Genomic DNA, 14162 nt, shown 5'->3' on the forward strand with positions numbered 1-14162 from the left:
CATGCGTCTAGGCGTCCTCGATATCGGTTCCAATACTGTCCATCTGCTCCTGGTGGATGCCCACCCCGGTGCGCAGCCGGTCCCGTTCGCGTCCCACAAGCGGCCGGTGTCCCTGGTCCAGTACCTGGAGCCGGACGGCAGCATCAGCGACGAGGGCCAGCACGAGCTGACCGAGTTCGTGCTGGAAGCGTGGGAATTTGCTGCCCGGCACAAGGCCGAGGACCTGCTGGCCTTCTGTACGTCAGCCATCCGCGAGGCCACCAACGGCCCGGCAGTGCTGGCCCGGGTCAAGCACGAAACCACGGTGACCCTCCAGGAACTCACCGGAAGCGAGGAAGCGTCCATGACGTTCTTCGCGGTGCGGCGCTGGCACGGGTGGGGCGCCGGACCCATCCTGAACCTGGACATCGGCGGCGGTTCCTTTGAAATGGCTTTCGGCCAGGACGAGCTCCCCGAAGTGGCCACGTCCGTGCCGCTCGGCGCAAGCCGCCTCACCCGGGACTGGCTCGCCGAGGATCCGCCGTCGGCCAAAAGCGTCAAGGAACTCCGGCGCTATATCAGGGCGACGCTCAAGCCCGCCGTCCGCGGGTTCGACGGCCTGGGCCGGGCCAATGTGGTGGCCGGCACCTCCAAGACCTTCCGCTCCCTGGCCCGGATCGCCGGGGCTGCCCCCAGCGCTGAGGGCCCGTACGTCAAACGGGAACTGCACGCCTCGGACCTGGGGATCTGGACCCAGCGGATCTCGGCCATGAGCTCGGAGGACAGGCTGCACCTTCCCGGCGTCTCCGAGGCGCGGGCCCATCAGCTCCTGGCCGGCGCGCTGGTGGCCGAAGCCGCGCTTGAGATGTTCAAGTTCAAGAAGCTCCGCATCTGCCCCTGGGCACTGCGTGAAGGCCTCATCCTCCGGCGCCTGGACCAGCTGGTATTTTCCGGTCCGCTGGAGCCGGCACCGCATGTGGCCGCTTCCCGGCCGGTGGAAGCACCGGTCTAGGGGCCCAACGCCCCCGCTGCCGCGGCCGTTAAAAGCGGAAGCACCGGGGCGGGCAACAGGAAAATGGGGGAAAACCTGTCGCCGCGCCGCCGGTGCCCTGGCAGGCATCCCCATGCCTGCCGCATCACTCGCACCCTCAATGAGGTAATAACTACGTTAGGACCGCAAGTTGTGTGCTGCCTGCGGTGAAGATGGGAGTTGCCTGTGAATGCCTGCCTCCTGCAATGATGGAGGCATGAGCAACCGAATCGCATTCCTTGGCTGTGGATCCATGAACGAGGCCATTCTTGGCGGCCTGCTGGAGGCAGGGACGGATCCCGGGGATGTGGTGGCCACTGTCCGCCGCGCGGAGCGTGCATCCGAGCTGGCCGAGCGCTACCCGGGGATCACTGCCATTGCCGGCGAGGAGGAACCTGACAATAACAGGCAAGCCACCAAGGGGTCCGCCGTCGTCATCCTTGGCGTCAAGCCGGTGGGCATCGCGGACCTTGCCCGGGAGATCAGCCCGGCACTTTCGCCGGACACCGTGGTGGTCAGCGTCGCCGCCGCGGTCTCGATCGCCCAACTCGAGGCAGCCCTCCCGGAAGGGCAGCCGGTCATCCGGACCATGCCCAACACGCCGGCAAAACTGGGGCGCGGCGTCGTGTCCGTCTCGCCAGGAACCCACTGCAGCCCTGGGCAGCTCCAGAAGGTCAAGGACATCCTCCAGGGAGCAGGCACCGTGGTGGAGGTCCCGGAGGAGCAGGTGGACGCGCTCTCCGCCATCAGCGGGTCCGGCCCGGCCTACGCTTTCTACCTCGCAGAGGCCATGGCGTCCGCCGGGGAGGAACTGGGCCTGGACCGGGAGTTGTCCCTGTTGCTGGCGCGCGAAACGGTTGCCGGTGCGGGCCTCATGCTCGCCCAGCCCGGAGCGGACCCGGCAGCGCTGCGCAAAGCCGTGACCAGCCCCAACGGCACCACCGAACGCGCCATCGCCACCTTCGACGAACAGGGCATCCCGGCCATCATTGCGGCCGGTGCCCGCGCGGCAGCCGACCGGGCAGCGGAGATTACCAGGCAGCTCGGCTAGGGCCGCGCGGCGAACCGTTCGAGCAGGTCCACGTGGCCGGAGACGATGAGCATGTCGCGGGAGGACACCTTGGTCTCGGGCCGGGCATAGGTGAAGTCCTCGCCGGGGGACTTCACGCCCACAATGGTCACGCCGTACTTGGAACGGACCTTTGACTCGTCCAGGGTGAAACCCACGGTTTCGCGCGGCGGGTACATTTTCACGATGGCAAAGTCGTCGTCGAACTCGATGAAGTCCAGCATGCGCCCGGAGACCAGGTGCGCGGCGCGGACACCGGCGTCGGCTTCCGGGTAGATCACGTGGTTGGCGCCGATGCGGGTCAGGATCTTGCCGTGGGAGGGCGTAATGGCCTTCACCCACAGGTGCTCGATGCCGAGGTCCACCAGGTTGACGGTAATCAGCACGGAGGATTCGATGGAGGTGCCCACACCCACGACGGCGGAGCTGAACTCCTGGGCGCCGAGCTGGCGGAGCGCATCGATGTTGGTGGCGTCCGCCTCCACCACGTGGGTCAGGAGGGGCGCCCATTTCTGCACCAGGTTCCGGTCCCGTTCGATCGCGAGGACTTCCCGGCCCTGCTTCACCAGCTGTTCAGCCGTGGATGATCCGAAGCGGCCCAGCCCGATCACCAGTACAGGGGCATTGTGGGCGGGGCGCCGGGGGGCGTCTGTGGAACTAGCCAATGATCGGCCTCTCTTCGGGATAGTGGTACAACTGGCTGCGCTGGCGCAGGGCCAGGGCAGCGGCGAGGGTAACGGTACCCACGCGGCCCGCGAACATCAGCGCCGTGAGGACGTAGACGCCGGCGGGCGGCACCTCCGCGCTGAGGTTGGTGCTGAGTCCCACCGTGGCGAACGCGGAGATGGTTTCGAACAACACACGGTCAAGTGACTGGCCGCTGATGTGCAGCAGCAGGAAAGCCGACACGGAAACCAGGGTGGCGCCGGCGACGATCACAGAGATGGCCACCCGCATGCTGCCCTGCGGGATGGTCCGGCCGTAGACCTTGACGTCGGCGTCGCCACGGGCCTCGGCGACGATGGCCAGGAACATGACGGCGATGGTGGTCACCTTGATGCCGCCGGCCGTGGAGGCGGAGCCGCCGCCGGCAAACATCAGGGCATCGGTCAGCAGCATGGTGGTGGAGTCCATTTGGTTCTGGTCCACCAGGTTGAATCCGCCCGAACGCGTCATCACGGACGCGAAGAGCGCGTGGGTGATCTTGTCGCCCACGCTCATGGTGCCGATGGTCCGGGCGTTGTCCCACTCCATCAGCGCCCACAGGAACGCCCCTGCCGCCAGGAGGATCAGGGAAACCTGGATGGTGAGCTTGGTGTGGAGATTCCACTTCTTCCAGTTCAGGCCGTTCTGCTGCAGGACCATCACCACGGGGAATCCCAGGCTGCCCATGAAGACCCCCACCATGAGGGGGATCAGGATCCAGAGGTCCGTCTCGTAGGGCACGATCCCGTCCGAGTGCGGCGTGAAGCCGGCGTTGTTGAACGACGAGATGGCATAGAAAATACCGTGCCACACCGACTGCCAGAAGGGCTCACCCAGGGTGAGGAACCGGGGGACCAACGCGAGCGCCAGGACACCCTCGATGACCACGGACGTGGTGATGACAATCCGCAGCAGGGTGCCCACCTCGCCCAGGCGCCCGGCGTTGTTCATGGACTCCGCCGCGATGATCTTGCCCCGGACACCCAGCCGCTTGCTCACCATCAGTGCCAGCAACGACGCCAGCGTCAAGGTGCCCAAGCCGCCGATGAAGATGCCCACCAGGATCACCAGCTGGCCGAAGAAGGACCAGTGGACCGCCGTCGACACCACCGTGAGCCCCGTGACGCACACCGCAGAGACCGCGGTGAACAGCGCCTGGTGGATAGGCGTGGGGGTTCCGTCAGCTGAGGAGACCGGCAGGGACAGCAGGAACGTGAACACCGTGCAGACGGCGGCGAACGCCGTCAGCGCCAGCCGTGCGGGTGTGGTGTTGGCAATGTCGTCAATGAAGTCGCGCAGCCGCGTGAGGACCCGGAGGCCCTCCCGCTCCTGCGCCGGGGGGTGCCAGGTGGCCGGCGTCCGGGGCCTCGACTGGCTCTGGGTCATGTGTGGCTTTTCCTCGGTTGTAACGGCTTCCCCCAGTAGTAAACCACTAAAGCCCGCGTCATGGCCGGGTGGGCGGCCGTGCGGGCTCGGGTAGCCTGTGATTGATGACATACCTGCCCGGCCTCAGCCAGCCCGCGCCGCCAACGATGGTGGCGTGGAGTCCTGACATGACAGCCTACAACTTTGGTCCGGGCCACCCCATGGCGCCGGAGCGGATGGACCTGACGGCCCGCCTTGCCCGCAGCCTGGGTCTGTTCGACCTGGACCATGTTGACGTCGCGGCGCCGGAGGTGGCCTCGGACGCCGACCTGCAGTCCGTTCACTCGCCGGAATACGTGGCGGCGGTCCGCCGTGTCAGCACGGACCCCTCCCGGCCGGACGAGTCCCGGGGACTGGGAACTGAGGACGATCCCGCGTTCGCCGGCATGCATGAGGCCGCGGCACGCCTGGCCGGCGGATCCCTGCTGGCGGCATCGCGCGTGCTGGAGGGGTCGGCCGTCCACGCCGTCAACTTCGGCGGCGGCATGCACCACGCGTCCCGGGACCGTGCCAGCGGATTCTGCATCTACAACGACGCAGCGGTTGCGGTGCAGAAGCTGCTCGACGGCGGCGTACGCAAAGTGGCCTACATCGACGTGGACGCCCACCACGGTGACGGCACCCAGAACATCTTCTGGGATGATCCCCGGGTCCTCACCCTCTCACTGCATGAGACAGGGCTGACCCTCTTTCCCGGGACAGGGTTCGCCAACGAGATCGGCGGCCCGGCGGCAGAAGGAACCGCAGTGAATGTAGCCCTGCCTGCGGGCACCGGTGACGCCGGGTGGCTCCGCGCCTTCTACGCCGTGGTGCCGCAACTGGTGGGCGCCTTCGAACCCGAGGTGATCGTGAGCCAGCACGGCTGCGATTCACACCGCAGCGATCCCCTGACGCACCTCAACCTCAGCGTGGACGGACAGCGGGAGGCAGCGAACGCCGTCGGGCATCTGGCCGAGCGCTACTGCGGTGGCCGGTGGATCGCCACCGGCGGCGGCGGCTACAACGTGCTGGACGTGGTGCCGCGGGCCTGGAGCCACCTGGTGGCCATCGCCGCCGGACGGCCCGTGCCGCTGCGGACGCCCGTGCCCGGGGACTGGCGGCAGTATGTGACGGAGAAGTTCGGCAGGGAGGCGCCGGCCCTCATGGGGGATGACGTGGAGCTGTGGTGGCGGTCCTGGGAAGTGGGCTTCGACCCCAACGACGCCGTGGACCGCACTGTCATGGCCACCCGCAAGGCAGTGTTCCCGCTGCACGGGCTGGACCCCTGGTTCGACTAGGCTCCCTGGCGGCCGAAATAGTTGATGCCTTTCGGGGCATATGTCGCTAGGGTGGGAGGCATGGTGACAGACGACGTATTTGCCGTCATAGCGGAATCCACCCGGCGGGATATCCTGGTGGCCCTCCGGGCAGGAGACAAGGCCGTGGGGGAGCTGGTGGAGGAACTGGCGGCGAGCCAGCCCACCATTTCCAAGCACCTGAAAGTCCTTCGTGAAGCACAGCTGGTCAGCATGCGGGCCCAAGGCCAGAAGCGGTACTACGCGTTGAACCGCGGGCCGCTGGAGGGCATCGCCAGCTGGCTGGAGACGTTCGACGTCGGCCCTGGAGCCAAAGCCGCCACGGCACCGCGTGGCCATCATCAGGAAATCCCGGATCAGGCAGTCCCGGCCCAGGCGGGCAGTGCCACAGCGGGCGCTGCCCACCTGACCGAAGGCGTCGCCGCCGCGGCCCCCTCCCTGTCCCGGGCCGCCGGCGCTGCCGGGCCAGGCACGTCGCAGACCCGGGAGGAAGTCCCGGCGCCCGTCCTGGTGCGCGAAGGCGCCGAGCTGAGCCCCGCCGTCGTGATTCCCGGCGGGACGGCCGCCCCGTTGAGCGATGACAGCGTGCCCCAGCAGATCGGCAGGACTGTTGGCCGCGCCGCCACCAAGGCCGCCGACCTGCTGGCGAACCTGCCCAACCTCCCTAAGTTCGGCCGCAAGAAGTAATCCCTGCGGAGCGGTAAGCGCAGCGCAGCCTACTTGGCCAGCAGGCGCACGTGGTCCGGGGTGAGTTCGGACACCTTGCTGACGCCCAGCAGCGCCATGGTCCGCGCCATGTCCTTCTCGAGGATCTGCAGGGTGCGGTCCACTCCCGCCCGTCCGCCGGCCATCAGGCCGTAGAGGTAGGCGCGGCCGATCAGGGTGAAGTCCGCGCCCAGGGCCAGGGCGGCCACGATGTCCGCGCCGCTCATGATGCCGGTGTCCAGGATGATGGCGGCATCGCGGTTGTCCGCGGTGAAGGCCTCCTTGACCCCGGGGAGCAGGTGGAACGGGATAGGTGCCCTGTCGAGCTGGCGGCCGCCGTGGTTGGACAGGACCACGCCGTCCGCGCCGTGGTCCACTACCTTGCGGGCGTCCTCAACGGTCTGGATGCCCTTGACCACCAGCTTGCCTTTCCAGGTTTCGCGCAGCCAGTCCAGGTCCTCGAACGTGAGGGTGGGATCGAACATGGAGTTGATGAGATCGGCCACGGTGCCGGTGTAGCGGGAGAGCGAGGCGAACGTGAGCGGCTCGTGGGTGAGGAAGTTGAACCACCAGGCCGGCCGGTAGGAGGCATCCAGGACGGTCTTCACCGTGAGCGCCGGCGGGATGGTCATGCCGTTGCGGACGTCGCGCAGGCGGGCGCCGGCCACGGCAGTGTCCACGGTCACCATGAGGGTGTCGTTGCCCGCCCTGGCTGCGCGCTCGATCAGTTCCAGCGACCGGTCCCGGTCCGTCCACAGGTACAGCTGGAACCAGTTGCGCCCGTTGGGTGCGGCAGCGGCGACGTCCTCGATCGAGGCGGTGCCCATGGTGGACAGGGTGTAGGGGATGCCTGCGGCCTCCGCTGCCTGAGACCCTGCGTATTCGCCCTCGGACTGCATCATCCGGGTGAACCCTGTCGGTGCGATGCCAACGGGAAGCCGCGAAGGCTTTCCCAGGATCTCCGTACTGAGGTCGATGGCGGAGACGTTCCGCAGGATGCCCGGCCGGAACTCGATGTCCAGGAAGGCCTGGCGGGCGCGGCGGAGCGTGATCTCCTCTTCAGCCGCGCCGTCGGTGTAGTCGAAAGGCGCCTTGGGGGTGCGGCGCTTGGCGATGTCGCGGAGCTCCCAGATGGTGCTGGCCCGCTTCAGCCGCGCCTCCTTGCTGAACTCCGGCTTCTTGAACTGCATCAGCGGCGCCAGGTCCGAGTACTTGGGAATGCGGCGCTTCAGGGCTGCGGGCAGCGCGGACGACGACGGTGCCGGGGCGGGTGCCGGCGCTGCGGGGATGTCGGTGGTGTCCGGCGCCGGGGTCGCCTCAGGGTTGTTGGGCTGGATGGTATGCGTCATGGGTCCTCCTATGGTCCAACCACACTCTAGGTGATGTGGTCCAACCACATCAAGTACCATTGGCCTATGCGTACCCATCAGCTGGTCCTGTCCTGGATCGAGGACCAACTCTCGGCCGGCCGGTTGGCCGTGGGTGGAAGGCTGCCGGCGGAGCGCACCTTGGCCGAACAGCTCAAGGTCTCCCGCACATCGGTCCGCGAAGCGATCCGGATTCTGGAGGCAATGGGAGTGGTCCGCGCGGGCGTCGGGTCCGGGCCGGAAGCCGGGACGGTGGTGATTTCGGACCCCACCGCGGCGCTGGGCTCCGCCCTGCGGCTGCACGTGGCCACCCAGCACCTGCCCGTGGCGGACATCGTGGAAACGCGGGTCCTGCTGGAGTCATGGGCTGCGGCGAAAGCCCCGCAGGACGCACCCGAACTTGACGGGGCGGCCGCGCTCCTGGCGGCCATGGATGCCCCGGACGGACTCTCGGCCAGCGATTTCCTGGCCCTCGATGTCCGGTTCCACCTGGCCCTGGCCAACGCCGCCGGCAATGCGGTGGTCAGTGCCATGATGGGGTCGCTCCGGGAAGCCATCCAGGGCTACGCTGCCGAACTCACGGCCACCTTGCCGGACTGGGAAGCCACAGCGTCGCGCCTGCGCACCGAACACCACGCCATCCTCGCTGCGGTCAGGAATGGCGACGGCGCCCGGGCCGCGGAACTCGTGGCGGCCCACATCGAGGGATTCTACAAAGAGGCCGGGCTGGGCGCGGGATAAACCTGGGCGGAGCGTACAGAAAGGCTCAGCCGTGGACCGTGCTGCGCGGCGCCTTGGCCGGCCCGGTGCTGGCCCGCACTTCCAGCCGCGGCTGGTAGCGGCTGCCCGTGGACGCATTGCCTTCCTTCCGGATCAGCGCCCGGAGCTGGTGCCATGCCTGCTCGCCCAGTTCGGTGATGGGGACCGCGCCGGTGGTGAGGGCCGGCGTCGTGTACCTGGCGAAGGGGATGTCATCGAAGCCGGTCACTGAAATGTCCCCGGGGACGTCCAGGCCGCGCTCATGCAGTCCGCTCATCAGGCCCATTGCCACCAGGTCATTGAATGCCAGGATGCCTGTGGCCCCGCTCGCCAGGACGGCATCCACCGCTTCGTGCCCGGTGTCGAAGTCGGAGCCGCCCTCCAGCATGGTCACCTCCACCTCGGGGTGGGCGGCCCTGAAGGCCTCCAGGCCCTTGAGCCGCATCTCATTGGAGGCGCTGCGGGGCGGGCCCGCGAGGAAGGCCAGGCGGGTGTGGCCCAGTTCCACAAGGTGCCCCGCGATGTCCTGGACGCCCTGGCCGTAGTCCACCACCAGGCTGGGCACGTTCGGAGTGGAGGTGGTGCGGTTGATCAGCACCAGCGGGTGCAGCGAGGGTGCGATCTCCTCCAGTTCCGCATCGGACATGCGCGGGGCGCACAGGACCAGCCCGTCGCAGCGCCGGCGCGCCTCGCCCGCGAGGATGGACTCCTCGCTGGACACTTCGAATGAGTCCGCGATGAGCACGCGGTAACCGTCCTGGGCGGCTGCCCGGCTCAGGCCGCGGAGGATCGCCTGGAAGGTGGGGTTGGCCAGGTCCGGCACCACAATGCCGATGGTGTCCGTCTTGCCCAGGGCCAGGCTGCGGCCCACGGGATTGGGCTGGTACTTCAGTTCGGCGGCCGCTGCACGGACCCTGGCGGCAATGTCCGGGTCCACGGTGAAGTTTCCGTTCATGACACGCGAAACGGTGGCATGGGAGACTCCCGCCTTCACGGCGACATCTGCGATGCCGATCCTGCCGCTTGCCGATTTCCTGGCCATGGGGAACCCTTCGTTTGCGCCGTCCGCCGGAGCTGCCGCGACCGGTTGGTGCCCGGGCGGCCGGCCGTGATGGCAACCTGCTTTGAAAGACAGCATATACGGGCGCAGGAAAGCGATTTCTATGCTTTTCCCAGCCGTTTTCCCGGACCGCCGGCAGATGTCCTGCGCCGGGAGCGAAGAAAGCGCTTTCCCTCAGCGCGGGAAATGGTTGACGAATGCCCCGCGGGGTTGGTACAACTTTTATAGACAACTGAGAAAACGCTTTCTCGCCTGCTTTTCCAACCGGTGCAGCAGAGTGCCGCCGCTGATCCACAGCCGCCGTTCCCACGGCCGTTCAATGAGCTTTCGAAAGGGACCCCATGGTCAACACAGCCGAGACGACGTCGGCCGCAGCTGCCGCCCAGGCCACTGCCAAGGACGGCGGGAAGACCCGCATCGCCCTGATCGGCACCGGTGGCCGCTCCGAGATGTACATCCGGGCCATCTTCGGCAAGCACGCCGATACCGCCGAACTGGTGGCGTTCTCCGACGTGAATCCCGGACGCGTGGAGTTTTACCAGAAGCTCATCCAGGAACTGGGCGCGCCGGGACCGGTGGCGTCCTTTGATCCCGCGGACCTGACAGCGTTTATCCAGGCCAACGGCATCGACCGGATTATTGTCACCACCCCGGACTACACCCATGCGGACTATATTGTTGAGGGTCTTCGTGCCGGAGCGGATGTCGTGGTCGAAAAGCCACTGACCATCGATGCCGAAGGCTGCCGCCGCATCACCCAGGCCGTCCAGGAAACCGGCCGGAACGTGGTGGTCACGTTCAACTACCGCTACTCGCCCCGCAACAGCGCGCTCAAGGAAATCATCCAGAGCGGCGTGATCGGCAAAGTCACGTCCGTCGACTTCAGCTGGGTCCTGGACACCGTCCACGGCGCGGACTACTTCCGCCGCTGGCACCGTGAGAAGAAGAACTCCGGCGGGCTGCTCATCCACAAGGCGTCGCACCACTTTGACTTGGTCAACTGGTGGATCGACGACGTCCCGGAGCGGGTCTTCGCTTCCGGTGGCCTGAAGTTCTATGGCGACAAGAACGCTGCCGAGCGCGGCCTTGGCCCACGCCCGGAACGGGGAACGCCCGACGCCGATGCCCCCGCCGGCGCGAAGGACCCCTTCGCGCTGGACCTGCGCGAGGACGAGCGGCTCAAGGCACTGTTCCTGGACAACGAACACTACGACGGCTACCGCCGCGACCAGGATGTCTTCACCGCCGGCATCACCATTGAGGACAACCTGGCCCTGGTGGTGGAATACCAGGGTGGGCCGCGCCTGAGCTACTCGCTGAACGCGCACAGCCCCTGGGAAGGCTACCGGGTGGCGGTCAACGGCACCGAGGGCCGGGCGGAGCTTGAAGTGGTGGAACGCGCCGCCGTCCTGCACAGCACCGACCAGAAAACCGTCGTGGACCCTTCCGCGACACCGGTGGAGGAAGAGGACGCCGTGCGCCGCAACGGCGAGCGGCTGGTGGTCCAGCGCCACTGGGAGGCCGCCTACGAGGTGCCGATCGTCAACGGCGAAGGCGGGCACGGCGGCGGTGACGAACTGCTGCTGTCGGACCTCTTCAACGGACCGGGCGAGGACCCCCTGGGCCGTCCCTCCGGTTACCTGGACGGCCTGCGTTCAGTGTCCGTGGGCATCGCAGGCAACCGCTCCCTGGAATCGTCCCTGCCCGTCCGGGTCGAGGACCTGGACCTCGGCGTCGACCTTCGCCGCGCCAAGTAGAGGAAAAACCATGAGCAGGATATTCGTGACCGGCGGCGCGGGCCGCCTTGGCCGCAGCGTGGTGGCGGGGCTGGCCCAGGCGGGCCATGAGGTGGTCTCGGTGGACCGTGACGCCGTCCCCGCCGGGCTCCTGCCGGCCGGCGTCGTCCAGGAGACCGCGGACCTCCTGGCGCCGGGCGAGGCACTGCGCCTCCTTCGGGCTGCAAGGCCCGACGCCGTCATCCACCTTGCGGCGATCGCGGTACCGTTCAGCGCACCCGAGGACGTCATTTTCGCCACCAACACCCGGCTCGCCTTCGCGGTCATCAGCGCCGCAACGGAACTGGGCGTTGGCAAAATCATCACCGCCAGCAGCCCCACGGTCCTGGGCTACGGATGCCCGGCAGGGTGGCTGCCGCCGTCGTTCCCGTTGGACGAGCGCACGCCGCCCAAGCCCTGGAACGCCTACGCGCTGTCCAAGCTCATCGCCGAGCAGACCATGCAGATGTTCGCCACGGCGCAGGGAGAGAAGATCCGGTACGCGGCGTTTCGCCCCTGCTTTGTCATCTCGCCGGAGGAATGGGACGGTGCCCCCACCCAGCAGGGGCACACGCTCGCCGAACGCCTGGCCGACCCAGCCCTCTCCGCTCCGGCGCTGTTCAACTACGTGGACGCCCGGGATGTGGCTGATTTCCTGGACCTGCTGCTGCAGAAAATGGCAGACATTCCGAACGGGGAAACCTTCTTCGTAGGGGCAGCCGACGCACTGGCCACCGCGCCCCTGGCGGAGCTGATGCCAAAATTCCTGCCGGGAAGCGAAGCGCTCAGCGCCGGCCTCACCGGAACCAACCCGGCGTTCACCATTGCCAAGGCCCGGGAACTGCTCGGCTGGCAGCCCAAGCGCAGCTGGCGCACAGAACTCAAGTCCCACCCAACCCTCAACGACGAGGCTTCCACGCTGGTTACCGCCAGCGCCGGAGGCAAGGAGACATCATGAAATTCGACGGCGTACTGTTCTTCCCCGTCACCCCGTTCACGGCCGAAGGTGCCGTTGACGTGGAACTGCTCAAGGAACACATCAGCTCCCGGCTGCCTTTCGGCCCGGGCGGCGTCTTCCCCGCCTGCGGCACCGGCGAATTCCACGCCCTCAGCATCGGGGAGGTCCGCACCGTGGTGGCGGCCGCCGTCGAGGTCGTTGCCGGGCGAGTCCCTGTGGTGGCCGGTGCGGGCGGACCCCTGGGCCACGCCCTCGCAGCCGCCCGGGCTGCCGAGGAAGCAGGCGCCGACGCGCTGCTGGTGCTTCCGCCGTACCTGGTCACCGGCCCCGCGGACGGGCTGGTGGCCTACATCGAGGCCGTGGCCAACGCCAGCAGCCTGCCGGTCATCGTGTACCACCGCGGCAACGCCAAATTCACCGCGGCGTCAATGGCCAAGCTCGCCGCCAACCCCAAGGTCATCGGTTTCAAGGATGGTCTTGGCGACGTGGGCCTCGCCCAGGAAATCGTGTCCGCGGTCAAGGCAACGGGCCGCAAGGACTTCGCCTTCTTCAACGGCCTGCTCACCGCCGAACTGACGCAGGGCGCGTACCGCGGTCTGGGCATCCCGCTGTACTCCTCGGCGGCTTTCGCCATGGCCCCGGAGATCGCCAAGGCCTACTATGACGCCTACGCTGCCGGAGACGAGGAACGGCGCAACGCCCTCCTTGAGGGTTTCTACGCACCCCTGGTACGCCTGCGGGACCAGACCCCCGGCTTCGGCGTTTCCCTGATCAAGGCGGGCCTCCGGCTGGGCGGAATGCCGGTGGGTTCCGTCCGCCCGCCGCTGGTGGACCCCACGGAGGAACAGCTCGTGGAGCTCAAGGCCATCCTGGCCAAGGGTTACGAGCTGGCCGGGCACTGATGGGCGCACCGGCGGCCGAAGCCGTCCGTACCGTTCCGCGCATCACCGGCCTGTCGACGCGGCTCCTCACCGTTCCGCTGCGCCGCAGCTGGGGCGCAGAGGCGCCGGAGAACCACGTGATCGCCACGGAGGTTCACACGGACGACGGCGGCACGGGCTTTGGTTTCTCCTGGACGCCCACCATCGGTCCCCAGGCAGTCAAGGCGCTGCTTGATCACGACATCGCCCCTTTCATCGCCGGTCTGCCCGCCACCCCCGAGGGGGTGTGGGACGTGCTCTGGAAGCGGCTGCACGAGGCCGGCGGCGGAGGGCTCACCACCATCGCCATGGCTGGTGTGGACCTGGCGCTGTGGGACCTGCAGGCCCGCCGTGCCGGGACGTCGGTCACCGGCCTGCTGGGCCAGCGGCAGGAATCAGCCGAGGTTTACGGCTCCGGCGTGAACCTGCACTACACCCTGGACGAGCTGGTGGCGCAGGCTGAACGCTGGGTTGCCGCCGGCCACCAGGCAGTGAAGATCAAGGTGGGCAAACCGGACCTCCGCGAGGACCGCGAACGCGTTGCCGCCGTCCGCTCCGTCCTGGGCCCGGACCGCAGGCTCATGATCGACGCAAACCAGCGGTGGGACCTGCCCACCACCTTCCGGGCCCTCGATGTGCTGGCCGAATTCGGGCTGGAATGGCTGGAGGAACCCATCCGCGCGGACGATCTCTGGGCCTACCGCAGGCTCCGGAAGCACTCGCCCGTGCCCATCGCCCTTGGCGAAAACCTGCACACCATCTACCGGTTCCGCGATTTCATAGAGGCGGAGGCGGTGGACATCATCCAGCCCAACATCATCCGGGTGGGCGGCATTACCCCGTTCCGGCGGATCGTTGAGCTGGCACGGACCAACAGCATCAAGATCATGCCGCACCTGCTGCCCGAACTGTCCGGGCAGCTGGCCCTGACCCTGGCGGAGCCCACCATGGTGGAGGACGTCGAGGAGGCATCCTTCGAACAGTTGGGGATCCTGGCCGGCCCGTCGCCGGTGCGGTTCGCCAACAGCAGGGTGGCCCTGGCGGACCGGCCCGGACTGGGCTTCCGCTTCCGGGAAACCCCGCAGCCATGAACTTCCATACGACGAACAGGTACC

13 protein-coding genes are annotated in these 14162 nt (G+C 67.7%); 9 read left to right on the forward strand and 4 right to left on the reverse strand.

What is annotated here, in order from left to right:
- Position 1: 1 nt before the first annotated feature.
- Together ACV095_RS03575 and proC are read left to right on the forward strand one after the other, a co-directional pair.
- On the forward strand, positions 2-991 hold the full coding sequence (locus ACV095_RS03575; protein ID WP_478222921.1) for a Ppx/GppA phosphatase family protein: 990 nt from the start codon (positions 2-4) through the stop codon (positions 989-991).
- Positions 992-1226: 235 nt separating this feature from the next.
- Positions 1227-2060 (forward strand): pyrroline-5-carboxylate reductase, encoded by an 834-nt coding sequence (proC, locus tag ACV095_RS03580; protein ID WP_018768945.1) that lies wholly within the window; start codon positions 1227-1229, stop codon positions 2058-2060.
- Here the strand turns inward: proC and ACV095_RS03585 are convergent.
- Complete coding sequence (locus ACV095_RS03585) at positions 2057-2743, reverse strand: potassium channel family protein (RefSeq protein WP_026265713.1); 687 nt, start codon at positions 2741-2743, stop codon at positions 2057-2059. The genes proC and ACV095_RS03585 overlap by 4 nt on opposite strands.
- A complete protein-coding gene (locus ACV095_RS03590; protein ID WP_018768943.1) occupies positions 2736-4169 on the reverse strand; it encodes a TrkH family potassium uptake protein in 1434 nt (477 codons plus the stop codon). The genes ACV095_RS03585 and ACV095_RS03590 overlap by 8 nt, the downstream gene beginning before the upstream one ends.
- Before the next feature lie 104 nt (positions 4170-4273).
- Here ACV095_RS03590 and ACV095_RS03595 point away from each other — a divergent pair, with 104 nt between their 5' ends.
- Together ACV095_RS03595 and ACV095_RS03600 are read left to right on the forward strand one after the other, a co-directional pair.
- On the forward strand, positions 4274-5485 hold the full coding sequence (locus tag ACV095_RS03595) for an acetoin utilization protein AcuC (RefSeq protein WP_056392604.1): 1212 nt from the start codon (positions 4274-4276) through the stop codon (positions 5483-5485).
- 60 nt (positions 5486-5545) lie between these two features.
- Positions 5546-6190: an ArsR/SmtB family transcription factor gene (locus ACV095_RS03600; protein WP_018768941.1), complete on the forward strand. Its 645-nt coding sequence runs from the start codon at positions 5546-5548 to the stop codon at positions 6188-6190.
- Between the two features lie 29 nt (positions 6191-6219).
- Here ACV095_RS03600 and ACV095_RS03605 read toward each other — a convergent pair whose 3' ends face one another.
- Positions 6220-7557 carry an alpha-hydroxy acid oxidase gene (locus ACV095_RS03605; RefSeq protein ID WP_478222922.1) on the reverse strand — a complete coding sequence of 446 codons (1338 nt, stop codon included), beginning with the start codon at positions 7555-7557 and terminating at the stop codon, positions 6220-6222.
- Positions 7558-7623: 66 nt separating this feature from the next.
- Here ACV095_RS03605 and ACV095_RS03610 point away from each other — a divergent pair, with 66 nt between their 5' ends.
- On the forward strand, positions 7624-8316 hold the full coding sequence (locus ACV095_RS03610; protein WP_026265711.1) for a FadR/GntR family transcriptional regulator: 693 nt from the start codon (positions 7624-7626) through the stop codon (positions 8314-8316).
- A 25-nt stretch (positions 8317-8341) separates the two neighbouring features.
- Here ACV095_RS03610 and ACV095_RS03615 read toward each other — a convergent pair whose 3' ends face one another.
- Positions 8342-9376, reverse strand: coding sequence for a LacI family DNA-binding transcriptional regulator (locus ACV095_RS03615; protein ID WP_018768938.1), 1035 nt, complete (start codon positions 9374-9376; stop codon positions 8342-8344).
- Between the two features lie 359 nt (positions 9377-9735).
- Here ACV095_RS03615 and ACV095_RS03620 point away from each other — a divergent pair, with 359 nt between their 5' ends.
- From ACV095_RS03620 to ACV095_RS03635, 4 genes are read left to right on the forward strand one after another with little or no spacing between them, the layout of a single operon-like run.
- Positions 9736-11151, forward strand: coding sequence for a Gfo/Idh/MocA family protein (locus tag ACV095_RS03620; RefSeq protein ID WP_056392612.1), 1416 nt, complete (start codon positions 9736-9738; stop codon positions 11149-11151).
- A 10-nt stretch (positions 11152-11161) separates the two neighbouring features.
- Positions 11162-12127, forward strand: coding sequence for an NAD-dependent epimerase/dehydratase family protein (locus tag ACV095_RS03625; RefSeq protein ID WP_478222923.1), 966 nt, complete (start codon positions 11162-11164; stop codon positions 12125-12127).
- Positions 12124-13029, forward strand: a complete 906-nt coding sequence (locus ACV095_RS03630; protein WP_056392616.1) for a 5-dehydro-4-deoxyglucarate dehydratase — start codon at positions 12124-12126, stop codon at positions 13027-13029. The genes ACV095_RS03625 and ACV095_RS03630 overlap by 4 nt, the downstream gene beginning before the upstream one ends.
- The gene (locus ACV095_RS03635; RefSeq protein WP_018768934.1) at positions 13029-14138 is read left to right on the forward strand and encodes a mandelate racemase/muconate lactonizing enzyme family protein; all 1110 of its coding nucleotides are present in this window, start codon (positions 13029-13031) and stop codon (positions 14136-14138) included. The genes ACV095_RS03630 and ACV095_RS03635 overlap by 1 nt, the downstream gene beginning before the upstream one ends.
- The last annotated feature ends 24 nt before the right edge of the window (positions 14139-14162 follow it).

It is taken from the genome of Arthrobacter sp. JDC6 (assembly GCF_056484025.1).